The organism is Shewanella sp. SM95 (genome assembly GCF_025653595.1).
In the GTDB taxonomy this organism is placed as follows: domain Bacteria; phylum Pseudomonadota; class Gammaproteobacteria; order Enterobacterales; family Shewanellaceae; genus Shewanella; species Shewanella oncorhynchi.
Genome location: NZ_JAKKSE010000030.1, coordinates 18,411 through 43,244 on the forward strand (window position 1 = coordinate 18,411; position 24,834 = coordinate 43,244).

At 44.5% G+C, this 24,834-nt stretch carries 19 protein-coding genes; 11 read left to right on the plus strand and 8 right to left on the minus strand.

Translation table 11 applies throughout. From position 1 onward, the window contains the following. Positions 1-367: 367 nt before the first annotated feature. Positions 368-1,822, plus strand: coding sequence for a tRNA uracil 4-sulfurtransferase ThiI (gene thiI / locus L5M29_RS21375; protein WP_028760687.1), 1,455 nt, complete (start codon positions 368-370; stop codon positions 1,820-1,822). A 135-nt stretch (positions 1,823-1,957) separates the two neighbouring features. Here the strand turns inward: thiI and L5M29_RS21380 are convergent, their stop codons facing one another. Then, entirely contained in the window at positions 1,958-2,194 is a 237-nt protein-coding gene (locus L5M29_RS21380) for a hypothetical protein (RefSeq protein ID WP_028760686.1), read from the minus strand. A 227-nt stretch (positions 2,195-2,421) separates the two neighbouring features. On the opposite strand from L5M29_RS21380, the gene L5M29_RS21385 reads away from it, so the two are divergent. The 4 genes from L5M29_RS21385 (at position 2,422) to rlmM (ending at position 5,672) form a co-directional block, all read left to right on the plus strand. Beyond that, on the plus strand, positions 2,422-3,333 hold the full coding sequence (locus tag L5M29_RS21385; protein ID WP_105249769.1) for a transcriptional regulator GcvA: 912 nt from the start codon (positions 2,422-2,424) through the stop codon (positions 3,331-3,333). After that, positions 3,314-3,988: an alpha/beta family hydrolase gene (locus tag L5M29_RS21390; RefSeq protein WP_263169971.1), complete on the plus strand. Its 675-nt coding sequence runs from the start codon at positions 3,314-3,316 to the stop codon at positions 3,986-3,988. Before L5M29_RS21385 ends, L5M29_RS21390 begins: the two co-directional genes overlap by 20 nt. A 28-nt stretch (positions 3,989-4,016) precedes the next feature. Then, positions 4,017-4,409, plus strand: a complete 393-nt coding sequence (locus L5M29_RS21395) for a DUF423 domain-containing protein (RefSeq protein WP_263169974.1) — start codon at positions 4,017-4,019, stop codon at positions 4,407-4,409. Positions 4,410-4,586: 177 nt separating this feature from the next. Next, complete coding sequence (gene rlmM / locus L5M29_RS21400) at positions 4,587-5,672, plus strand: 23S rRNA (cytidine(2498)-2'-O)-methyltransferase RlmM (RefSeq protein ID WP_011846285.1); 1,086 nt, start codon at positions 4,587-4,589, stop codon at positions 5,670-5,672. A 220-nt stretch (positions 5,673-5,892) separates the two neighbouring features. On the opposite strand, the gene L5M29_RS21405 is transcribed toward rlmM, so the two are convergent. Beyond that, on the minus strand, positions 5,893-6,900 hold the full coding sequence (locus L5M29_RS21405; RefSeq protein ID WP_113941031.1) for an isocitrate dehydrogenase: 1,008 nt from the start codon (positions 6,898-6,900) through the stop codon (positions 5,893-5,895). 254 nt (positions 6,901-7,154) lie between these two features. Between L5M29_RS21405 and L5M29_RS21410 the strand changes: the two genes are divergently transcribed. After that, entirely contained in the window at positions 7,155-9,989 is a 2,835-nt protein-coding gene (locus tag L5M29_RS21410; RefSeq protein WP_263169977.1) for a S9 family peptidase, read from the plus strand. A 99-nt stretch (positions 9,990-10,088) separates the two neighbouring features. Here the strand turns inward: L5M29_RS21410 and L5M29_RS21415 are convergent, their stop codons facing one another. The 5 genes from L5M29_RS21415 to L5M29_RS21435 form a co-directional block, all read right to left on the minus strand. Then, positions 10,089-10,511 carry a DUF3192 domain-containing protein gene (locus L5M29_RS21415; RefSeq protein ID WP_028760680.1) on the minus strand — a complete coding sequence of 141 codons (423 nt, stop codon included), beginning with the start codon at positions 10,509-10,511 and terminating at the stop codon, positions 10,089-10,091. A 110-nt stretch (positions 10,512-10,621) separates the two neighbouring features. Further along, entirely contained in the window at positions 10,622-11,428 is an 807-nt protein-coding gene (xni, locus tag L5M29_RS21420; RefSeq protein ID WP_263169980.1) for a flap endonuclease Xni, read from the minus strand. 21 nt (positions 11,429-11,449) lie between these two features. Then, complete coding sequence (gene ppnN / locus L5M29_RS21425) at positions 11,450-12,805, minus strand: nucleotide 5'-monophosphate nucleosidase PpnN (RefSeq protein WP_028760679.1); 1,356 nt, start codon at positions 12,803-12,805, stop codon at positions 11,450-11,452. A 56-nt stretch (positions 12,806-12,861) separates the two neighbouring features. Continuing rightward, positions 12,862-14,418 carry a GGDEF domain-containing protein gene (locus tag L5M29_RS21430; protein ID WP_105249767.1) on the minus strand — a complete coding sequence of 519 codons (1,557 nt, stop codon included), beginning with the start codon at positions 14,416-14,418 and terminating at the stop codon, positions 12,862-12,864. 151 nt (positions 14,419-14,569) lie between these two features. Next, the gene (locus tag L5M29_RS21435) at positions 14,570-16,732 is read right to left on the minus strand and encodes a tetratricopeptide repeat protein (RefSeq protein WP_263169982.1); all 2,163 of its coding nucleotides are present in this window, start codon (positions 16,730-16,732) and stop codon (positions 14,570-14,572) included. A 134-nt stretch (positions 16,733-16,866) separates the two neighbouring features. On the opposite strand from L5M29_RS21435, the gene L5M29_RS21440 reads away from it, so the two are divergent. Then, positions 16,867-18,678 (plus strand): M61 family metallopeptidase, encoded by a 1,812-nt coding sequence (locus L5M29_RS21440; protein ID WP_263169985.1) that lies wholly within the window; start codon positions 16,867-16,869, stop codon positions 18,676-18,678. A gap of 171 nt (positions 18,679-18,849) precedes the next feature. On the opposite strand, the gene rdgC is transcribed toward L5M29_RS21440, so the two are convergent. Beyond that, positions 18,850-19,764, minus strand: coding sequence for a recombination-associated protein RdgC (rdgC, locus tag L5M29_RS21445; RefSeq protein WP_113941038.1), 915 nt, complete (start codon positions 19,762-19,764; stop codon positions 18,850-18,852). Between the two features lie 291 nt (positions 19,765-20,055). Here rdgC and L5M29_RS21450 point away from each other — a divergent pair, with 291 nt between their 5' ends. The 4 genes from L5M29_RS21450 to L5M29_RS21465 all read left to right on the plus strand — a co-directional run bounded on the left by L5M29_RS21450 (position 20,056) and on the right by L5M29_RS21465 (position 24,740). Next, positions 20,056-21,006: a porin gene (locus L5M29_RS21450; protein ID WP_263169988.1), complete on the plus strand. Its 951-nt coding sequence runs from the start codon at positions 20,056-20,058 to the stop codon at positions 21,004-21,006. A 186-nt stretch (positions 21,007-21,192) separates the two neighbouring features. Continuing rightward, positions 21,193-21,882, plus strand: a complete 690-nt coding sequence (gene phoB, locus L5M29_RS21455; RefSeq protein WP_006085167.1) for a phosphate regulon transcriptional regulator PhoB — start codon at positions 21,193-21,195, stop codon at positions 21,880-21,882. An 80-nt stretch (positions 21,883-21,962) separates the two neighbouring features. After that, positions 21,963-23,261: a phosphate regulon sensor histidine kinase PhoR gene (gene phoR / locus L5M29_RS21460; protein WP_105249762.1), complete on the plus strand. Its 1,299-nt coding sequence runs from the start codon at positions 21,963-21,965 to the stop codon at positions 23,259-23,261. Positions 23,262-23,768: 507 nt separating this feature from the next. Continuing rightward, the gene (locus L5M29_RS21465; protein WP_263169991.1) at positions 23,769-24,740 is read left to right on the plus strand and encodes a PstS family phosphate ABC transporter substrate-binding protein; all 972 of its coding nucleotides are present in this window, start codon (positions 23,769-23,771) and stop codon (positions 24,738-24,740) included. Positions 24,741-24,834: the final 94 nt, after the last annotated feature.

Genomic DNA, 24,834 nt, shown 5'->3' on the forward strand with positions numbered 1-24,834 from the left:
AAAGTGTTATGCATCAAATTTCTGTGGTTGATTTAAATCCATTTGGGCTTTACGTTAATCACATTGAGTGTGTAATCCCTAAGTTTCCTTAACTATCCCTCAACGACTTATTGTTAATGATTTATCTCAAATCACTTATTTTAAGCAGGGAAATTCAAACCATTCGAATAGGCTTTAGTGACATTATTTCAGCCTAATTAGCTGCCGTGATTTAGTCATTAATACGCGATGAATACGCCACAAATTTGGCCTGTGTCGCTGTTGGCTATGTGCGCTGAAACTCGCCTTTTTAGGTTGCTTGGGTATATAATCCCCCGATTATTCTTTTAACCAATTTTGCTGTTTTAAAATTGCCCGCGGAAATCCCATGAAGTTTATTGTAAAGCTGTATCCAGAAATCATGATGAAGAGCAAGCCTGTACGCATGCGCTTCACCAAAATGCTCGAAACTAACATCCGTAATGTGCTTAAAAAAGTTGACGAAGATGCAAAAGTGCAGCGTCAATGGGACCGCATTATGGTGATGGTACCAAAGGATAAGCCTGAATTGGCCCAAGCTTTCGGTGAGCGTCTGGCGTGTATTCCTGGCATTGCACACGTAGTGCAAGTGGATGAGTACAGCTTTGAATCTGTTGATGATATTTATCAGCAAGTCTTGCCTGTTTACCGTGACCAACTCGCGGGTAAAACCTTCTGCGTGCGAGTAAAGCGTACTGGCGATCATGATTTTAATTCTATTGAAGTTGAACGTTATGTCGGTGGTGGCTTAAACCAGTTTACCGATGCGCTAGGCGTGCGTTTAAAGAATCCGGACATTACCGTTAATTTAGAGATTGAGCGCGATAACCTTTATATGGTGACTAAGCGTATTGAAGGTCTAGGCGGTTTTCCGATGGCAACACAGGAAGATGTATTGTCCTTGATTTCGGGTGGTTTTGACTCTGGCGTTTCTAGCTATCAATTTATCAAAAAAGGCGCTCGTACCCACTACTGCTTCTTCAATCTGGGCGGCGCACAGCATGAAATTGGTGTTAAACAAGTGGCTTACCATTTGTGGAAAACCTACGGTGAATCCCATAAAGTGAAGTTTATCTCTGTGCCTTTTGAGCCTGTGGTTGCTGAGATTTTAGAGCGTATCGATAACGGTCAAATGGGCGTTGTATTGAAACGCATGATGATGCGTACCGCGGCGCGTATCGCCGAGCGTATGGGCATTCAAGCCTTAGTTACCGGTGAAAGTTTAGGCCAAGTGTCTAGCCAGACCCTGACCAACTTAAACGTCATCGACCGTTGTACTGAGTTATTGATTCTACGTCCCTTAATCGCCATGGATAAGCAAGACATTATCAACGAGAGCCGTAAAATCGGCACCGAAGATTTTGCTAAATCAATGCCTGAATATTGCGGCGTAATTTCGCAAAAGCCAACGGTAAAAGCGGTATTAGCTAAGGTTGAAGCGGAAGAGAAAAAGTTCTCTGAGGATTTGATCGATCAGATCATCGCCCAATCTGTCACTATCGATATCAGGGAGATCGCAGAACAAATGGATACTCGGATTACTGAGACTGAAACGGTTGCCAGTATCGATACCAACCAAGTGGTCATTGATATTCGTGCCCCTGAAGAAGAGGAAAGTAAACCGCTGCAAATTGAAGGTATTGAGATAAAGCGCATCCCATTCTTCAAGTTAGCGACTCAGTTTGCCGATCTCGATAAGCAAAAGACTTATTTGCTTTATTGTGAGCGTGGGGTGATGAGTAAATTGCAGGCATTGTATTTAATCGAGCAAGGTTACACGAACGTGAAAGTGTATCGCCCATAAGTCGGGCGAAAACCTGCCCATTGCCGTATATCGTCAGTGGGATTGATTTGCTATTTAAGTACAAAAAAGCCGCATATTAATGCGGCTTTTTCTTTGCTCTTACTGAGCGCGACCTGAGTTTCAGTGTCGTTTAGGTTATTCGGCTTTAACGACTTGCTGATGAGATGCGACATCGTCTGTGGCAATCAGCAGAGTGGCTTCTTGTAGCACTTCTTGGTGCATTTTATTCATTGCAGCGGTTAAATCTGCAGTGATATTGGCTTGCAAGTCGCTTGTGTCAATGACGATTTCGTCAACGAGTACATTTGCACTGGCATTAAAGCTGAGTGCTGAGACTAATATTAACGCAAATGCCGATTTTAAATTGAACATAGTCGCCTCCGGGCTGACAAATTAACGCTGTCAGACATTCCCATCATCAACTTTGAGATTGTCTAACTTAGGTATTTCATAGCTATGGATGTTTCATCGCTATTGGTGTTTCGTTGATAAGCTGTTTCATTGGCGCAAAATTTAACCAAAAACGCTGGCCTTTACAAACGATTAAATGTAACAATACGGATTAGAAAAACTAATTAAAAAACGAGACTGAGATCACTATGTCGAGACGATTACCACCGCTTAATGCGGTTAAAGCTTTTGAGGCAGCCGCGCGGCATTTGAGCTTTACGCGGGCAGCGGAAGAATTGTTTGTTACACAGGCTGCGGTGAGCCATCAAATAAAGGCATTAGAAGATTTCCTCGGATTAAAATTATTTCGTCGAAAGAACCGTTCTTTGCTATTAACCGAAGAAGGGCAAAGCTATTTTCTCGACATCAAAGATATCTTTATTCAGCTTGCCGATGCTACCGACAGATTACTCGCCCGCAGTGCGATTGGTTCGCTGACTGTCAGTATGTCGCCCAGTTTTGCGATTCAATGGCTAGTGCCACGTTTGGCTAAATTCAGTGAGAAAAATCCCGATATCGATGTGCGAATAAAGGCCGTTGATACCGAAGCGAGTTCATTAACCGATGATGTGGATGTGGCTATTTATTATGGCTTAGGTAATTGGCCTGGGCTACGTGCAGATAAGCTCAGAAACGAAGTGCTTATTCCCGTGTGTTCGCCCATGTTGCTCAACGGTCCTAAACCACTCTCAAAACCGAGCGATTTAAAGTATCACACGCTATTACATGATATGAATCGTCACGATTGGCAGGCGTGGTTTAGGCAATGTGGCATTACCGACATTAATGTGAATCAAGGACCTATTTTCAGTCATTCGTCTTTGGTATTGCAGGCGGCGGCCCACGGTCAAGGGGTTGCTCTGGGTTACAGCGTGCTGGCTCGCCCCGATATCAAAGCTGGGCGACTTGTGTGCCCATTCCAAGAAGTCTTGGTCAGTAAAGATGCTTACTACTTAGTTTGCCAGCAAAACCATGCTGAGCTGGGTAAAGTGGTGGCGTTTCGTGAATGGATGTTAGACATGTTTGCCGAGGAGTCTCGCAGTGAGTTGTTGCCCGGATAAGCCGAGTTATGTATTAGAAGGGGAGCCTGCGAGTACTTTGATTTTATTGGCCCACGGTGCGGGTGCTAACATGGATTCTGATTTTATGCAGGCCATGTCGGCGGGATTCGTTGCTCAGGGCTTCCGAGTGATGCGCTTTAATTTTCCTTATATGCAGGCGAATGCTGTAGATGGTAAACGGCGTCCACCGGACCGTGCGCCTAAATTGCTCGCGTGTTTTACACAGATGCTCGATATCGCCCACTCACAACCACAAGTTGAACGTGTGGTGTTAATGGGGAAATCCATGGGCGGTCGTATGGCGGCCCTATTAGCCTGCGATCCTACATCAGCGGCGCACATCGATAGGGTGATTTGTTTAGGTTATCCTTTTGTGCCACTCAAAGGCGGCGAGCCTAGATTGGAACCTTTGAATGAATGCCAAGTCCCAGTATTAGTCGTACAGGGTGAGCGGGATAAGTTTGGTGGCAAAGCGCAGATCCCAAGCTGGCCCTTGAAAGCTGCGATAGGATTGGCTTGGATAACCGATGGCGATCATAGTTTTGTCCCAAGAAAGTCATCAGGCACCAGTGAAGCCGCTAACCTTGCACGTGCTATTGATTTATCAAGTGATTTTATTCGTGAGCTTGATGTTAAGCGAATAAATGTTGAATGAGTTAATCCCATTCCAGCAGGAGCGTTAAATGCGTAAAGGTCTATTGTTACTCGCCGCCGTGAGCGGATTCTTAGCCGTCGCCTTAGGGGCTTTTGGTGCCCATGGTTTAAAAGCGGTCGCGCCACCAAACTTAATTGAAGTCTTTAACTTAGGTGTGCAATATCATTTCTACCATACCTTTGCCCTCATCATGGTTGCCTTCTCGGGCCAATGGTTAACCTCGCGTTTACTGGACTGGTCGGCATATCTCTTTGTCGCAGGCATAATACTATTTTCGGGCTCACTATATGGACTGGCCTTGTTTGGGACTAAGTGGTTAGGTCCTATTACGCCTATGGGGGGTGGTTGTTTCTTACTCGGTTGGTTATTATTTGCCGCCGCGGTATGGCGTCACAAAGTTATCGACGGTCATGAGTCTTAATCGCTGATGCTTATGTGAGTTAACAGGCTTAGGGCGCACCTAAGCCTTTTTTATTTCTCTAATCGCAATTCAAGGTTCAGCAGTAGGCAAATAGGGCATTTGTGGATTGAAATTGGTATACTGGCGCCCAAATCGATAGTCAGCCAATGCTTTGGCTTGGATTTCTCAGGGATCCCCATGAAAAACCTATTTTTATTTTGCCGCGCAGGCTTTGAAAAAGAATGCGCTGCAGAAATCCAACAGCGAGCCGGTGAGCTCAATGTGGGTGGCTTTGTTAAGGCCAACAATAACGACGCTTATGTTGTATACCAATGTTTTGAAGACGACGCTGCTGATACGTTAGTCAAACAACTACCTTTAGACTCGCTCATTTTCGCCCGCCAGATGTTTGCTGCTAGCGACTTGTTAGTCGACTTACCTGAAAATGACAGAATAAGCCCAATCGTTGCGGCGCTCAGTGACGTCAGCAAAGCGGGTGAAGTGCGGGTTGAAACACCTGACACTAACGAAGCGAAAGAGCTCTCGGCTTTTTGCCGTAAGTTCACTGTGCCTTTACGCCAGCATTTGAAAAAATCGGGTAGCTTGCTAGCGCAGGAAAATCCAAAACGTCCGATTATCCACGTGTGTTTTATTGGCCCCGGCCGTGCCTATGTGGGTTATTCCTACAGTAATAACAGTTCGCCACATTTTATGGGCATTCCACGCCTTAAAATGGCGGCGGATGCACCGAGTCGTTCTAGTCTGAAACTCGACGAAGCCTTTGGCCAATTCGTGCCTAAGGAAGAGCAAGAAGAGCGTATTCGCAGTGGCATGAACTCAGTGGATTTGGGCGCTTGCCCTGGTGGCTGGACTTATCAACTGGTGCGTCGCGGCATGTTTGTGTCGGCAGTTGATAATGGCCCTATGGATGAAAAACTGATGGAAACGGGCCAAGTGAAACATTACCGTGAAGACGGTTTCCGTTTCGAACCGCAACGTAAAAATATCTATTGGCTGGTGTGCGACATGGTTGAGAAACCAGCGCGTGTTGCCGAACTGATTGAAGCTTGGGCGATTAACGGTTGGTTTAAGGAAGCGATTTTTAACCTTAAATTACCGATGAAGAGCCGCTATAAAGAAGTGACAGCCATTCTTGAGACCATGCAGACGATTCTTAAAGAGAATGGTGTGACCGATTTTAAAGTGCAGTGTAAGCATCTTTATCACGACCGTGATGAAGTGACAGTGCATTTATGGCTACGTCCTAATACCGCGTGGAATTAATTGCTGCGCTAACCCTGCGGTGATCTTGTTGTCGCTAGAATGGTAATAGTCATGCGGGTTTAAAGCCACGCAGGTTTAAAAGCTAGATAACAAAAAGCCCCAAAGGAAACTTTGGGGCTTTTTTGTGTTTACTCATTCGAGTTTCAAGCGCTTGCTTCTTTTAAGCTTTTGCTTGAACAAGCGCGTTTTAGGCTCGTCTTAAACGCGCTCAGCATTGAGATCACAGACGCTCAAGCACAGCTTGCGTGAAGTCAGTCGTGCCGTGAGTGCCGCCTAAATCGCGAGTCGTACGGTCGCCTTCTTCGATCACTGCAGATACCGCTTTACGGATTTGCTCAGCTTTGTCAGCCATACCTAAGTATTCCAGCATTTGGATAGACGCTAAAATCACTGAGGTTGGGTTTGCGAGGTTTTTGCCTGCGATATCAGGTGCACTACCGTGAACGGCTTCGAAAATTGCAGCATCACGGCCAATGTTTGCGCCAGGTGCCATACCTAAACCACCTACTAAACCGGCACACAGGTCCGATAAAATGTCACCGAACAGGTTGGTCGTCACGATCACATCGAAGTTTTCTGGGTTCATCACTAACTTCATGCACGTTGCATCGACGATCATTTCTTCTGTTTTGATGTCAGGGTAACGTAGGCTCACTTCACGGGCCACTTTCAGGAAAAGGCCTGACGTTGACTTCATAATGTTAGCTTTGTGCACGATAGTGACTTTCTTACGGTTTTCTTTGCGAGCTAGTTCGTAGGCGAAAGTGGCGATTTGCTCAGCACCTTGGCGAGTGACGATACTGGTCGCTTCTGCCGTTAAACCATCTTCAGACACTTTTTGACCATGGCCAGAATACATGCCTTCGGTGTTTTCACGTACTGTGATGATATCGATATTTTCGTAACGGGCTTGGGTACCTTTGAAAGACAGTACTGGGCGTACGTTAGCATACAGACCGAATTTCTTACGCAAGGTTACGTTGATAGAAGTAAAGCCTTCACCAACGGGAGTCGTCAGCGGCCCTTTCAGCGTGATACGGTTTTTTTCAATGAGTTCTAAAGTGCGTGCTGGCAGTAACTCGCCTTGCTTTTCAAGTGCAGTCAGGCCGGCATCGGCAAATTCATATTCAAAATCACAGCCCGCTTTATCAAGAATTTTTAAGGCTGAATCAATAATACTTGGGCCAATTCCATCACCTGGAATTACGGTTATCGTTCTTTTTGACATGGAGAAGTCCTTCCACGGTTCGTCGTTACTGCAATTGTCTGCCCCAGTGCTAACTGGATAGCAGGACTATGAATTTGGTATTTTTTCTGCCTATTATTTTAACCATCTTTGGTCAAACTTCACAGGAAATAGTGAGCAATATCACGATTTTTTATGTGGTATAACTTGTAAAAATACTGGATTCTCACCATGATGGAGAGCCAATGGTTAAAAAAGTCTACTTTAGTCTAACAAATATATAAAAGAGGAAGACATTGAAGTTAATCCCTATCACATCCCTGGTTTTGTTATCCCTTGGAATATTGCCAGCAGTGCAGGCTGAAACCAGCACTAAACCGCTCACCCTAACAGACATTATGCATTTTGAATCCCTTGAAAAGCCGGTTATCTCAGATAAGGGGCAAGTCATCGCGGTCGAGTCTGCGCCCGATCGCGGGGATAGTCACGTCATTGTGAAAAATGTCCTGTCGCAGCAAAGCTATCAAATCGCGGGGGGGTCAGATCCCTTGGTGAACCACGATGGTCGTTATGTAGCTGTGGTGGTTAAACCGAGTTTGCTCATGCGTGAAACGAGTGATGCCAAGGCGAAGAAAAAACTCAAATCCGACATGGTGTTGCTCGATACTCAAACTGGCACGCAAACTCGCTTCGAGCGTGTGAAGGAATTTGTGTTCAGTGATGACGGTAAGCATCTGGCGATTTGGTTTGAGGCTGATGAAGAGTCCAAAAAAGATGCTGAGCCTAAAACTACCGAAAAACTCGCTGAAGCAGGCACACAAAGCCCTGCGAATATTGATAAGCCAAAGGTCGATAAGTTTGACCAAGGTCGACGTTTTACGTTGCTCAGTTTAGAAGACCAAACAAAGCGAATTGATGTCGAGCAGGTTACTGGCTATGTTTTTGATAAGGCAAGCCGTAGACTCGCGCTGGCAGTGAACGATATCACCAATAAGCAACATCAATTGCAGTTAGTCGATTTAAACACTCACAAAAAAACCGTTGCCTTTGATTCGCTTAGCCAGCAGATTGGTGCGTTAGCGCTGGCTAAAAATGGTCGTTGGCTTGCATTTACGCAGGGCAAAGACAGCGAGTTACCTTATGGCCGCAGCTATCAGTTATCGCTGGTCGATTTGCTGTCGAGCAAAATCAGTACCCCCCCAGAATCACCCGAGTGGAAACTGAATCGCTACACAAGTTTAAGCTTCTCATTGGACAGCGAACGGTTGTTTTTTGGCCGCGTACCTGAGGTGAGTCAGCTGCTCAGTTTGCAGAAGATCACCGAAGAAAAAGACCTGTTCGATACAAATATTGTCACCGGACAGCGTGGGCTTAAGGTATGGCATGGGGATGATCCTCGTATTAAGCCTAATGAAATCAAGCAATATGAGGACGAGCAAAAACGCACTTACCTTGCGGTATTGCATTTAGGTTCGAATAACGTGGTACAGCTTGGCGATAAAACTGTTCCAGATGTGACGATTTCACAGCATAAACGCTTTATGTTGGCCAGTTCAGATTTGCCCTATCGTAAGATGGCGACGTGGGCAGGGTTCTACCAAGATTATTATCTGGTCGATATTAATACTGGCAGTAAAGTGCCATTTTTGACACAACAGCCGAGTGATGCCGAGCCTACGCTGTCGGGAAATGGCAAGTATGTGGCTTATTATCAGCAAGGTAATGTGTATCTCTATGATATTGCACAGGATCGTCGTACTAATCTCACAAAATCCCTAAAGGTCAGTTTTGCCGATGAAGACCACGATTATCCATCCAGTGCTCCAGGATATGGTTTTGGTCCTTGGCTTAAAAATGATGCGGGTTTTTTGGTTTACGACAAATACGATGTTTGGCAGTTTAATACCGAATCTAAGGCGGGTTTTGCCTTAACCGCAGGTAAAGGGCGCACCCTGAAAATTCAATATCGCCTTGAGGGCTTAGTCGATAATCCCGATGAGCCGACAGAGCTTGCCTATAACGCCACTGTGTTACTCCACGGTTATAGTGATAAAACCAAGGCCGATGGTTTTTATCAAGCCACCTTGGGCGAAGCGGGCGTGAAAACGCTGATGCAAGGCGAGTATAAGTTGACCGTGTTAGGCCGCAGTAAAGACGGCGATACTATCGTGTTTTCTAAGGAGCGTTTTGACTTATTCCCTGACTTATATACGGCCAGCTATAGCGCACCGCAAAATGCAGTTAAGCAAACCGATTTAGATAAGCAGCGTCAAGCCTTTAACTGGAGCCAATCCGAGTTAGTTCACTGGACAAATGGCGATGGTAAACCGTTAGATGGCGTGCTGATCAAGCCGACGAATTATCAAGCGGGTAAGCGCTATCCTGTACTGGTTTATTACTATCGCTTTATGACGGATAGACTGCACGCCTTTCCGCAGATGAACATTAACCACAGACCTAACTTTGCTTGGTACATCAATAATGGTTATGCGGTGTTCCTACCGGACATTCGCTTTGAAATTGGTTACCCAGGGGCTAGCTCAGTACAAGCGCTCACGTCTGGCGTGCAAAAGCTGATTGAGATAGGCATTGCCGATCCCGATGCTATTGGTTTGCAAGGTCATTCTTGGAGTGGCTATCAAACGGCGTTTGCCATTACTCAAACTAAGATGTTTAAGGCGGCGGTTGCAGGTGCTCCAGTATCGAACATGACCAGTGCCTATAGCGGTATTCGCCACGGCACAGGCATTGCGCGTCAGTTCCAATATGAAACCGGACAGAGTCGTATTGGCGCAAGTTTGTTTGCCGCGCCGCAAAAGTACATTGAAAATTCGCCAGTATTTTATGCTGACCGTATTCAAACGCCTTTGATGATCATGTTTGGTGATAAGGACGATGCAGTGCCTTGGGAACAAGGTGTTGAAATGTACTTAGCCATGCGCCGTGCGGGTAAAGAGGTGGTGTTCTTGCAATACGAGGATGAGCCGCATCACTTGAAAAAGTACCCGAACAAGCTCGATTACAGCATTCGCATGATGCAATATTTCGACCATTATCTGAAGGGAAAACCTGCGCCAGAATGGCTCAGCAAAGGTGAAGCCTATGTTGAGTATAAGGCCGATGATGAATAGGAAATTGGCTTAGTTGTTTTACAACTGAGTCAATTCGTTGATTGTCAAAATAAAAACGCCACCGATTCGGTGGCGTTTTTATTTAACTGTCAGTTGTATTTATTTACTGGTTAATGTCTCTTGGGCAGAGCTGAGGGCTGTGTCAGTATCTGCATCGAGATATTGCTTATAGGTATCTTGGCCCCAAGCAATCAATTGATCATTTTCAAAAATAAGTGGGGTACATTCCTCTTTCGTGGTTACACCGTCTGATTTTTCATGGTGAGTGCGATAAAAGAGCACCTGTAGCTTGGTTTCTTTTACGGCTTTTGCCTCTGAAAAGTCAGCTTTACCTAGTAACTGTTTTACTGAAACGATATTTTGCCCTAGCGCTAACTCGTTCATTTTTTGGCTGTTATAGGACTGTCTGTCCTCCCAACTCATGTCATCTGGCGTAGGTTCATAAACGAGTACCACCACAGCGACAAAGGCGACGTAGGCGGCGAAAATGCTACCGATGATTACCGAAACTTTTGATTTCATTTACAGTTATTCCTTTACCTCATTAAATGAGTCACGTTATTACGTCCATAAAATACGCTTTTGTTGTTCTAAGGTAAATGCGTTAATTGCAACTTTATATTAACAGATGTTTAGGCTGGATTGATTGGGTTTTCAGGCAGGCAGTTATTATCAGGCAAGGAGTTCATCACGCGAAAATCTTTTAAATTAATATTGAGTGGCAGGTCTGTTTGTAACTGTGCGAGCTTATAGCTGAGTCTTGCTATCTCCTTACCTTCGGCAAGTTTTTTGGCTTGTTTAGCGCCTAAGTTAGATAGCGATGAAAACAAGGTTGGTAAGCTTCTAAAGGTTTTCAATAATTCGGCGGCTGATTTAGGGCCTATGCCCGCAATACCAGGAATTTTATTACCGCTGTCGCCCGCTAATGCCATCAAGTCGAGAAATTGACTGCGTTCGACACCGAGTTTTTGTTCCAATGCAGCGATATCTAAGTACTGCTGATTAAAGTGATCCCACTGGCTGATTTGGCGATGATTGAGCTGACTAAAACCTTTGTCGGTGGACACTATAATGGCTTCACCCTGCGCTTTGGCGGTTTTTATCGCTAGAGTGGCAATCACATCATCGGCTTCAGCCGCCGCATAAATGGAGCCAATGTTCATCATGGTTAAGTGATCTTGCAGCGCAGCAAGGCCTTTTGCCAGCGGCTCTGGCATAGGTTTACGGCCTTTTTTGTAATCGGGGTAAAGCTGTTTACGCCATGAGATTTCATCACCGTCCCACACGATAGCTACATGGGTAGGGCGATGCACCCGCAGCAGTTTAGTACACGCCAAACTGACGCGCTCTGTGAGGCTTTGCATATCGGATTCATCGGGGATCGCCGCATAGATGCGGCGAACCAAGTTGAGACCATCTATGATTAAAAACTTGTTCATGGGGTGTTGTTGCTTCGCTCTCTATTTCACTATTTGATAGCAAGGAATATAGGCGCTTCCTGGAAGCTTCATTCTTTGTTGTTGTACAAATGCACTTAAGAGTTTATCCATCATATCCATGAGCTTAGGATCGCCTTTTAATTGGAAGGGGCCATCACGCTCTATGTGCTTGATTGTTTCCGACTTGACGTTACCCGCCACTATACCCGAAAACGCTTTACGCAGGTTGGCGGCAAGTTCGGCTTTATTGGTTTGGAAGTGTAGATCTAAGTTTGCCATCACTTCGTGGCTTGGGATAAAAGGTAACTGAAACTCAGACTCAATCTTCAGTGCCCACTGATATTGGTAAGCATCACCCGTTGAGCGGCGATAGGCTTTTACTTGCTCCATTCCTTGCTTCATGATGCGTGCCACTTCAGTGGGATTATCTATGATAATTTGGTACTTTTTCTGAGCTTCGGGTCCTAAGGTTGAGGCAATAAACTCATCAATCTTAATGAAGTAATCTGCGCTCTCCGTTGGGCCTGTGAGTATCAGGGGGAAAGGTGTTTGTTGGTTTTCTTCGTTAAGTAAAATACCCAATATATAGAGCAATTCTTCAGCCGTGCCAGCACCGCCAGGGAAGATAATAATGCCGTGGCCTAAGCGCACGAAAGCTTCGAGGCGCTTTTCAATATCGGGTAAGATCACCAGTTCATTGACAATTTGATTCGGTGGCTCGGCGGCAATAATACTTGGTTCAGTTAAGCCAATATATCGTGCATTTTTAATCCGTTGCTTGGCATGGCCTATCGCCGCACCTTTCATCGGACCTTCCATCGCACCTGGACCACAGCCAGTACAAATATCTAATTCCCTCAGGCCAAGTTGATAACCTACCTCACGTGTGTACTGGTATTCGATGGCATTAATACTGTGTCCGCCCCAACAGACGACCACATTAGGGTCTTTCATCGGTGCTATCGCCCGCGCATTACGCAGAATATCAAACACCACATTGGTGATATGGTGGGCATTGGTCAGATTAATGTGTTTTAGTGAGTCATATCTATCACTGATATAAAGGATATCGCGTAAGACTGAGAACAGATGCTCTTGAATTCCCGTGATAATTTGACCATCGACAAAGGCTTGTTCGGGGGGATTGATCAGTTCTAATTTTACCCCGCGCTCCCGTTGTAGAACGTTGATGTCGAAATCATGGTATTGCTCGAATAGGGCTTTAGAGTTGTCGGTTTTTAAACCCGCGGCAAGCACTGCTAAGGAGCAGTTGCGGTACAGTTGGTATAGGGCACTTTTGGCACTATTTTTGAGTCGATCAACTTCAAGTTGCGAAAGCTGATCCATGCTGCCTTTTGGGCTGACTTTTACTATCATTTACCACTCCTTCGTCATGACAGGAGTGATTAGAGGAGGCGTATAGTGGGGCTTAATTATACGTCAATCACAACCCTGTCTCTGCTTTCGTGTTTCGCTTTGTAGAGTGCTGCATCGGCGCGTTCAAAGGTCTCATGTATGAGTTCACTTCCCATAACTTGCGCAGCCCCTATAGATACTGTAACTGTAATTCTCTGATTTTTAAATTTAAATGGAATATTTTTTACTTTCTCGCGCACTCTGTTTAAAAGTTGAGCGATATCAGCAGGTGCCACATCAGGTAATAGCAGTACAAATTCTTCGCCGCCATAGCGGGCTACAAATTCTGTATCTCGCAGGGAGTTTTTCAATGCCATTGCTATAACTTGCAAGGTTTTATCACCTGTGCTGTGGCCAAAACTGTCGTTGATGGTTTTGAAGTGATCGATATCGGCAACGGCAACCCATAACGGGGACTTATGTCGTTGATAGTTACGGTATTCTAGCTCCATGCGCTCTTCTAATGCAGCACGGTTAGGCAATTGAGTTAAGCTGTCGAGTAAGTTGAGTTTTTGTTGTTCAAACAAACGCTCTTTGTAGGTGTTAGCCTCACTACTTAACTCATTAAGCTCTTTGCGCATTGTCTCCATCGACTTGCGCAGCAGAGCTTGCTCTCTTTGCTCTAGGGCTTCTTTACGGGCTAATGCCGAGCGGATAGAGTTAAGTTGCTCTGTTAGTTGAGCTTTAAGGTCAACGACGTCTTCCACATCGATAATGATTTCACCGGCGTTGTCGACGCGGGTGTTAATCTCACGATTCAGCTGTGTTTTTAATTGAAAGCTACGTTGATTGTGATTGTAAGACTCGCTCACTACCTCACGTACCGCGGCTAAGGCATCATTGAGTGCAAACAAAAACTCTTGGGATGCCGATTTCTCGCGGGCGATGTTATCAAGCAATAACGCTAAAATGGTTTGGTAGGCTTCGAGCAAGCTATCAACTTCAATCTCAGAAGAGAGTACTTCTTTGATCACTAATACTTGGTCACGTTGATCTTTACGGAACTCGATTTCCGAAATCATCTGCGCCAGCTCATGGGCTAGCTGCCTGTGTTTTGGTAAGACATCAAGTTTTTCAGATTCGCTAAATTGTAGCTGTAATATGGTTTCGTAGAAGCCAATGATTTGCTTAACTTTAGGTATATATTCCCACACAGTATGAAAAGGTTTAGCCAGATCTTGCTTGAAGTAATTGACTTCTTTTTTGAGCTTTTCAGGTGCAGAGTTAACGCGTTGGATCTGACGGATCACCTGTGACAAACCAGTACGACTCTCTTCGAGTTGTACCATCACATGGTGATATTGGCCTTTTAGCAGGCGCTCGACATCAACTAATTCTGGCAATGCCTCATCGACTCGCTCAAACGTATTTAAGTTATGGCGCAGTTTGGCGAGTTTATTATCCAGCTCAAGATTTTGCCCTTTACAGGCGAGGCTTAAGTGACCAATAAATTGGAGTAATGTCTGTAACTTTGCATTTCTATCTTCATTAACTTCATCAAGGGCAAGTTTGGCCGAATGGAGTTTCTGTTGCAGCAAGGCAAGTTGTGAAACTGTAGCGCTTGAATCCTTCATCCTGAGTATTGTCCTAACTCTGCAAGGCTAAAAAACATGACAATCCTATGTCCAGATTAGCTGTTAACTCATATGATACTAATGTTATAACACTGGGCGTAGAGTGCAAATGCGATTTGCCTGTGACTCTGTGATTAATTACCGATATTGATCAAATATTTTCCAATAATTGTCTATCTTGGTTATTTTCCCAGCAAGGCCAGCGAATATCCTCTTTATTGCCGTTGGTCTCTAATCTGATTAATCCACGCTCAATGCCTTTTTCAAGGTGCAAAAATAACGGATTTGCAAATAAGCTCAAAGGAACAAAGTCGAGTGCTCTGAGAGCGACATAATAGTCGTTATTACCACCTAAACTACGGGCACAGGCAAGTGCCATCTGCACTGTTTCAAATTTTAATTTCGCGGCCATTTTAATTTCTGATTTCGCTAAAAGTGGCAAATGCGCAAAGCCAAGACGGAAATGATGTGTGATTTGCTGTTCATCGAGTTTCAGGCGTACTTGGCTGAGTATTTGTGTCGGCTCAATAGGTTGCATGAAACGAACCGCAAATACCCCTTGGCGTACCACATAAACAGATGCTGCGAGTGCATCCGTTAGATGATTGGCAATTTGCGCTGTTACTGCATCACTAAAATATTGGCCATAGTCCAGATCCGCCGTAAGTTGGGTGGGGAAGGCGATAATCGCGAGTGCCGTTGTGGATTCCTGACTTTTATTATGGCTTAAGTGCGCTAATAATGCGGCATACCCTAAATTGTGAGTGAAGGGTTCCTGTAGCGTTAATTGAGTTAATGCCGCGTTTTTAGCCGTTATTTTGCGGCGATTTTGTAGCATGAAAATAATCACGAGCAGCAAGAGTCCAGCAATAAGGCTGCAAATGAGCAGTAGCGTGTGAGTGTTGTTGCTTTCTTTCACTGTCTCAACGAGTTTTCCCTGTAGCATGTTGAGCTCAAGTTTTAGCTGTTGCTCTGCAAGGGCAGAGGCCGACACAGGGGAGTCTTTATCTGTCTCAGCTGGCTTTTTACCTAGCTCAATGATACGGGCTTGGGCATCGATGGTTTTTGCTAATTCACCTAATTTTTGCGCCGCCGAGGCGATAAGTGTGAGTGCGGATTTTTGTTCATCGACCAGTTTTAAATCGACCGCGAGTGCTAATGCGATATCGGCATGGGCCATCATTAGCGGCCAATCTTGGTTGGTTTGGGCGATATCACCAATTAAGAGTTCGTTATAAACTTGATAGTGATGGCTTTGTTTTTCTTTGAATATTTGATTGGCCATCAGTAAATATTTTAGGGCGTTAACATTGTCTTTAATATTTGAGTAGGCTTGTCCTAAATTATGGAAATTAAGGCCCTGTGCGATGTAGTTACCGCGTTTTGCATCTAATTGCTGGGCATTTAGGTAGTAATCAATCGCTTTATGCCAATCCCCTTGTTCGCCATAGACCATAGCGATCACTGTCATACAACTTGAAAGATAAGTGTCATTGCCCATTTTTTTAAATCCAGCCGCGGCTTCATGAGCGTTTTTAAGCGCTTCATCCCACTGCTTTAAGTCACGGTATACCTTAGAAAGTTGTAATTGCAGATTGGTCTTCATTGAAGGGTAATTAGAACGATTAGAGATCCGAATCGCTTCACTATAATGCTGTAGTGATTTTGTAAGCTGTTGATTAAAGTTGTAATAAAAGCCAAGCCTCGCTTCAGCCGCCGCGATTAAGTAATCGTTTCTGAGTTTATAGGCAATGTCGCGGTATGTGTGGAAGTGCATCAGTGCAGGCACTTCTTGGCGGATCAATAAATGTAAGCCACCTAGATGTTCATGAATATTGTGTTTAAGAATTAATGCTTCGATGTCATAGCTGTCGTTGATGCGGGTGAGCGCTTCGTTATAAAGACCAATCGCTTCTTGATATTTCTGTTCCGTACGGCCAAGGTAACGGCCATTTAACATGGCGACCATGGCAAGTTCATAGGGCGATTGCGCCGCAGTCGATAGGAGTTCAATCAAGCTTTTTGCGTTTTGAAAATCGACCTTGGTTTTAACGTTCGGCTCCATATTGAGGCGGGCCAGTAAATACAAAATCTGTTCAAATTCGAGTGGATTGTAGCCTTGCTCTTGGGCTGCGCGCTCAAATTGGTCACGGTTTTGAAAAGCGAGGGGAAAGGAAATCGTTTTGTTGAGCGCATCATACATTTGCTGCGGTGATTCTCTTAACTCAACCTCATCCGCTTCGAGATCTCGGCTTTGGACTGTAAAAGGCAGTGACAGCAACAGAGTAAATAAAATAACCGTGAGTTTTTGCATTTGAACTGTGATTCCTCATTCCTTTAGTCAAGGAACTTATTTTGTTAGCTTTTGTTAGCGCCTAATGAGGATGCTACATCGACTTGTTATACTTGGAAAAATCATAAGAAGCATAATAACAGAAGGAAGCAAGAGTGAAACCCAACAGACTATCAATCTTGATATTGAGCGCATTATTTTCGGGTCAAGTATTGGCCGATGTGAAATACCAAATCGACCTTATTAAACCCGAACACCATATTGCCCAAGTGAGTGTCACTTTTCCTGAAGTGAAGACGAACGATTTTACGGTGAATCTCCCTGTGTGGCGGACGGGCAAATATCAAGTATTGCCTTTGGCCGATGGTGTGCGCTTATTTAGTGCTAAAGATAGTCAAGGTCATGAACTGCAATGGAAACGCACCGCGAGCGGTGAATGGCAAGTGGCGCTCACGCAGCCAACCCGTGTTACCGTCAGTTATCAATTGTATGCTAATGAATTAGGCCAAAGGGTGCGCCATATTGACGCGAGCCATGCCTATTTAGATGCTAGCGGTGTGTTCATGTACAGTCCGCAATTTCGCTCTGAACCAATATCTGTAGAATTAAAAGTACCTAAAAATTGGCAAAGTTACTCTGGGATGTCATCGGGTAAGGCCGCTCATTCCTTTATTGCCCCTAATTATGATGTGTTGATCGACTCCCCGATTGAAACTGGTGTGAGTACTCATAAACAATTTAGTGCTAATGGTAAAAACTATGAATTGGTGTTTTGGGGGGAAGGTAACTATGACACGGACAAAATAGTAAAAGATCTTAAAGCCTTAAGCGGTCAAGCTAAGGTGATTTGGGATGATTATCCTTTTGATCGTTACGTTTATATGGTGCATGCAACGAGTGGTGCCAGTGGCGCGACAGAACATTTAAACTCTACTGTCATTCAACTGCCGCGCTTTAGTTTCCGTGAACGCAAGGACTACCTGCGCTTTATTAGCACTGCATCCCATGAGTTTATCCATACCTGGAACGTGAAGGCTTATCGCCCCGAGGGATTAGTTCCCTATGATTATCAACATGAAAATATGACGGAATTACTGTGGATGGCTGAAGGTTCTACCAGTTATTTTCAAGATCAGTTGCTGTTGCGGGCTGGAGTGATAACAGCTAAAGAGTTCCTCGAAGATTTAGCCAAGCGCGTCGAGAAAAACCAACTCAATCCGGGTCGTGAAACTCAATCTGTGGCAGAGGCGAGTACTGGGGAGTGGAGCAGTATCAGTGGCGATTATGCCATTAACCACAGTGTAAATATTTACTCAGAGGGCTACTTAACCTCTTTAGCCTTAGATTTTTCATTGCTGCAAGACTCCGAGCTAAAGTATTCATATCGCGATGTGCACCGTCGTTTATATCAAGAACATCGCGTACCAAAAGGCTATGGTGTTAGTGATGTTCAGTACATTCTTAAAGACTTATCCGGCAAAGATTATGCACCTTGGTGGCAAGCCAATGTGAATAGTCCCATGAGTTTAGATTTCCCAGAATTATTATCACAGGCAGGGTTAAATCTGTCCTATGGTAAAGATTCAAAAGCTGAGGCATTTGCGGGAATGACCTTGAGCAGTACCCATGGCTCTTTAGTGTTAGACCAAGTGTTGCGTAATGGTCCTGCTTGGCAAGCGGGCATAGTTACGGGGGATGAAGTATTGGCGATTAATGGTCTCAAGGTGACTGCTGCGGGTTTCTATAAGCGCATCAAAGACTTTAAGGTTGGCGATAGTGTAGAGGTGGTATTATTTAGCAACGATAAAATCAAGCAAGTACAGCTCATCCTTGGCGAGCAGCAAAGCGGTAAGCTAGTGCTCAAGGGGGATGCAAAAGCGACTAAACAGCAAAAAGCTTTCTTCAAGACTTGGTTAGGCATTGATTGGCCGTTTGACAATAAAGGCGAGTTAGCGATTAAAGCTTAATGTGGTTAGGGCTTCATCTTTAGCATTTAAATGCCTTTGTCTTAAAGCCACCTAGAGTGAAATCGTCATAAAAAAGGCGCAACCATTATTTTGATGGGGGCGCCTTTTCTTATCTTGTACGGCTCAGTCTAACAATCGAGTCGTAGCTCTCGTCTGCTTAACGAGTTTTGCTTAAACTTGTGCGTCTTCGAGTCCACCAAGGGCGGCCACGAGTGCATGCATCAAGGCGACTAACTCGCTGCCCATTAGGGCAAAGTCTGCATCTAAACGAGCCATAGGATCGTCAGTGCCGACTTCATCGTTCCCTGCTCTAAATTCTTCAGAGAATTTAAGGCGCTTCACGCTGGCATCTGATTGCAATAATAGTGCAATCGATTGGCCGAAATGCAGCGCTAACTTGTGTACTTGCTTACCTGTTGCTAAGTGAGCTAACACTTCGTCTTCTTTCAAATCCTGCTGCTTAAAACGCACAATTCCGCCTTCATCAGCTTCAGATTTGAGCTCGGCTTCGTCTTGCATTTCAAAGGGTAATGGCGCGCTGCCAAGTTTTAACCATTCAGTTAAATTGGATTCGACTGGCGCTTTAAAGCTCAGTGGGATCACAGGTAAACTGCCGAGAGCTTTACGTAATAACGCTAATAATTCTTCGGCCTTAGTGGCACTTGAACTATCAACGAGGATCATTTCTAGCTCAGGCAAAATCAAGGCGTGGGTTTGGCTTCGACGCGAAAAAGCGCGTGGCAGTAGGCTAGTGATGATTTCATCTTTTAGCGCATCTTTTTCTTTTTTCGCCAGTTTACGATTTTCTTCATCTTCAATGAGAGCCACTTTTTCTTCTAAGGCTTCTTTGATGACTTGGCCTGGCAGAATTTTCTCTTCTTTAGTCACGCAGATCAGATGGCGATTGTCAGCGCTATGGACCAAAGAACTGCCTTTTTTGCCTAACGCATTTGAGAAACCAAATTTACTGACATCTTGGCTTGAGCAGGGGGAGAAAGTGAAATCGGCCAACGCAGTTTCTAGCGCTTCGGTTTCGACGGCAAAAGGTTTATTGAAACGATAAAGAGTAAGATTTTTAAACCACATAAGAGGCGCTCATTGAAAATTAAAGTGGCAGTTTACGGCATAGTTTGGACGGGGTAAACCTGTGTTCAATAGCTGATTTTTAACGGAAGATCAGAATTCATTAAACTGTAACATAATAATTAGCTTAGCTGCAGCCTGCATTTTTACTGGGTTTTATGCCTGGCTTCGCGTCAGCTTTTTTGCACGCCAACGTTAATGGTCACAATTGAAATAAAATTGAAACACATTCATTGCAAACTTTCGGTCGTTCCAAACCAATAACCAAGACGAACATAACGTCGAAAGGATTAAATGATGAACGTTTTTTGTAAAACTCTACTTGCTTCTGCGCTAGCTTCTGCAACTCTGGCTTCAGCTCATGCCGCTGAGCCACTGACTGTTTATGGTAAGTTGAATGTCACTGCTCAATCAAATGATGAGAAAGGTGATGCTACAACAACTATTCAAAGTAATGCTTCTCGTTTTGGTGTGAAGGGTAATTTCGAACTGTCTAGCTCGCTGGAAGCGTTCTACACAGTTGAATACGAAGTTGATACAGGTGCTGCGACTAGCAACAACTTCACAGCCCGTAATCAATTCGTCGGCCTGAAAGGCTCCTTTGGTTCGTTCTCTGTGGGTCGTAACGACACGCTGTTAAAAATCTCTCAAGGTGGCGTTGACCAATTCAACGATTTATATGAAACTGGCGACATTAAAGTCCTGTTCAAAGGCGAAAACCGTTTAAGCCAAACGGCAACTTATTTAACACCTTCATTTGGTGGTTTCGTCTTCGGCGCAACCTATGTGGCGGAAGGCGATGCCAATCAACAAGGTCAAGACGGCTTTAGCTTAGCGGCCATGTACGGTGACGCTAAACTGAAAGAATCAGCTTTCTATGCGGCTATCGCTTACGATTCAGATGTTAAAGGTTATGAAATTATTCGTGCTACGGTACAAGGTAAAATCGCTGGTTTCACCTTAGGTGGTATGTACCAGCAGCAGGAAGAGACCTATAAAGACGAACTGCCGGTGACGACTGATAGCGTTAACGGTTACCTGTTCAGTGCGGCTTATGATATCAAGGCAGTCACTTTGAAAGCACAATTCCAAGATATGGAAGACAAAGGTGATTCATGGTCAGTCGGTGCGGATTACAGCTTAGGTAAGCCAACGAAATTATTAGCTTTCTACACTAATCGTTCATTCGAAGCTTCTTCTGATGATGACAAATACATTGGTGTTGGTTTAGAACACAAATTCTAAATCCGGTATCAAGGTTTAATTAAGGAGGCATGCAGCCTCCTTTTTTATTGCCATAAACAAACAGTTATATAAACTTAATATGACAAATATCGCTACTATATGGCTTGTGCGGTGCGCTTATTCATAAATCTGTAATAAAAATGACTAATAATAGCCGTGTTGACATTCACTGACAGAAAATCACATATGACTGCAAGGATATTGATAGTAGAAGACGAGTTAGCCATCCGCGAGATGCTGACTTTTGTAATGGAACAGCATGGGTTTACGACCTCTGCGGCGGAAGATTTTGATTCGGCCATTGCGCTGCTAAAGGAGCCTTACCCCGATCTGATTTTATTGGATTGGATGTTTCCTGGCGGAAGTGGTATTCAATTGGCGAAACGCTTGAAGCAAGATGAGTTCACGCGCCAAATTCCGATCATCATGTTAACTGCCCGCGGTGAAGAGGAAGATAAAGTCAAAGGTCTCGAAGTCGGCGCCGATGATTACATCACTAAACCTTTCTCCCCTAAAGAACTTGTCGCACGTATTAAGGCCGTATTGCGTCGCAGTGCACCGACTCGTTTAGAAGAAACCATTGATGTGCAGGGCTTAATGCTCGATCCTGTGAGTCACAGGGTGAGTGTGGGTGAAACTGTATTAGATATGGGCCCAACCGAATTTCGTTTATTACACTTTTTCATGACCCATCCTGAGCGTGTTTACAGCCGTGAACAGCTGCTCGATAATGTGTGGGGCACCAATGTGTATGTTGAAGACAGAACCGTTGACGTGCATATCAGACGCCTTCGTAAAGCCGTTGAAGAGTCTGGTCATGATCGCTTGATCCAAACGGTTCGTGGCGCTGGTTATCGTTTCTCTACACGCATTTAGTGCTGAATAACTGTTAGGCACAAGTTAGCTTTTACGCTATCTTGTGCTCCTCTTATTTAGCCTGATGTTTGGGTTTATTTATGTCTGACTCTTATTCAGGGTATCGGTTGTTTACGCGCTTAGGTTTATATCTACTGCTTTGCGCGCTAATAGGTTTATTGGTAGGGAAACTTCTCTGGATACTCTTTATCGGCACGCTAGGGTTAGTTTGCTGGCATTACCGACAATTATCACGGCTTAACTTTTGGTTATGGCGGGATAGGAAACTCACGCCGCCGCAGGGCAGTGGGAGTTGGGAAGGTGTATTTAACGGTATTTATCGCCTTCAAGGGAAGAATCGTCGACGTGTCGGTCAACTGGCCGCACTGCTGGCACGATTTCGTCAAGGTGCAGAGGCGTTACCCGATGCCGCTGTCGTGCTTGATTCAGAACATAATATTTTATGGTGCAACAAGTTAGCGCAACTCATTCTCGGTTTTGTGTGGCCACAGGATAACGGTCAACGAATCGATAATTTAATCCGTCATCCTGATTTTTCTGCTTACATTAAATCCGCACAATACAAAGAGCCGCTGGAGTTACCTTCGCCGGTATCGGATAGGCGTTTGCTTGAAATCCGTATAATGGCTTACGGTGACAGGCAGTTACTGTTAATTGCGCGGGATATCACTCGTATACGTCAGCTTGAGGGAATGCGAAAAGAGTTTGTCGCGAATGTGTCGCATGAATTAAAAACGCCACTCACTGTGCTACAGGGTTACCTCGAAATGATGCAAAGCATGGCTGAGCCTGATTCGATGAACGTCAAGCCGTTAGCATTGATGCAGCAGCAGACACGACGAATGCAATCTATGGTCGAACAGCTATTGATGTTATCGCGAATTGAAGATGCGGCGGATATTAACCTCGAAAACACTGTGAATATGACGCAGTTGATGGAGGTGCTCAAGGAGGAAGCTAAGGCGCTGGCACAAGATAAGTATGAATTGAGTTTCTATTGTGAGCCTGGACTTGATTCTCACGGCAATGAATTGCAGCTGAGAAGTGCCTGTTCTAACTTGATTTCTAATGCGATTCGTTACACAGAACCTGGCGGGAAAATTACTGTGCAGTGGTGCAGTGTGGCTACGGGTGCCATCTTTAGCGTAACGGATACGGGTGAAGGTATTGCGGCTCAGCATATTGGTCGATTAACGGAACGCTTTTATCGGGTAGACAGTGCGCGCTCAAGGCAAACTGGTGGTAGTGGTTTAGGTTTAGCGATAGTAAAACATGCGCTTAACCACCATCACAGTAAGCTTAAAATCAGCAGTGAAGTCGGTAAAGGCAGTACTTTTAGCTTTATTATCCCTTTGCATCTTATCGAACGTAAGAAATAGTATGTGTGAGTGAAATATTTACAATAAATAATAAAAACAGGCCATTAGGGCCTGTTTTTGTTTCTAGATTTATTGAGTCTTTATTATACCAATAGTATTAAATATCTGTTCATTCAGCGGGGATTCAACGCGCTTTAGACAAGGCGAAGGCTTGAAGGCATAGTGGTGCTCTGTCGAAAGCCTTAAACGCAGTATAAAGGGCGTTGCCATGTAGTAAACATCAGCCGCCCTTCGGGAGCCACACAGGCATCCCACTCCGGTGTTGCATTGACTTAAAAGGGAATGACCATTTCTGCGTCAATGCGCCTTGGATTGAAATGCCTGTGAGGCTCTGAACTGATTAGATATTTAATGTGATTGGTATTAATGACAGAAAAAAGCGATAAATAGTGCATTGTCATTTAAGTGTCATATCACGGACATAGAATTGTCATTGTAGCGATTGATACTGGCTGCGTCTGAAGAAACTTAAGTTACAAATTAGTTAGCTTACTACTGGAGCACATAATGAAACTGAAAAAGCTTGTCGGCGCGATTACTCTAACAGCCGCTGGTGTATTCTCTGCCACTGCGATGGCATCGATTGATCCATCTCTGCCTACTTATGAAAAAGCGAGCGGTGTATCTGGCAACTTATCATCTGTAGGATCAGATACCTTAGCTAACATGATGACACTTTGGGCAGAAGAATTTAAACATATGTACCCTAACGTCAACATTCAGATCCAAGCGGCGGGTTCTTCTACTGCGCCACCAGCGTTGACTGAAGGCACTTCACAGTTCGGTCCTATGAGCCGTAAGATGAAGCCTAATGAAGTTGAAGCGTTCGAAAAGCATTTTGGTTATAAACCAACTGCGATTCGTGTAGCTATCGATGCTTTAGCCGTATTCGTGCACAAAGATAACCCAATCAAAGGCTTAAGCGTTGAGCAAGTTGATGGCATTTTTTCTTCAACTCACAAATGTGGTAGCAGTGACATCCAACGTTGGGGCGATTTAGGCTTAGACGGTAACTGGTCTGCCAAAGACGTTCAACTTTACGGTCGCAACTCAGTATCGGGCACTTACGGTTACTTTAAAGAGCACGCGCTTTGTAAAGGTGACTTTAAAGCTAACGTAAACGAGCAACCTGGTTCAGCTTCTGTTGTGCAATCTGTTTCTCAATCTCTGAATGCGATTGGCTACTCAGGTATCGGTTACAAAACTGCAGGTGTTAAAGCTGTTGCCATCGCTAAGAAAGGCAATGAGTTTATCGAAGCTACAGCTGAAAACGCGGCTAATGGTACTTACCCACTATCACGTTACTTATACGTTTACGTGAACAAGCAACCAAACAAAGACTTAGCACCAATGGAAAAAGAATTCCTGCGTTATGTGTTGTCTAAGCAAGGTCAGCAAGTGGTAGAAAAAGACGGTTATGTACCTGTGCCTAATAGCGTAGTTGCTAAAGATTTAGAGCAAGTAGGTATTCGCTTGTAAGCCAAACGGCTTGTTAATCAAGGACCTCTCAGGAGGTCCTTTTTGTTTTTGTGGTTTTAAATGTGTGATGATGTCAGGTTTAGACCAAATTAAA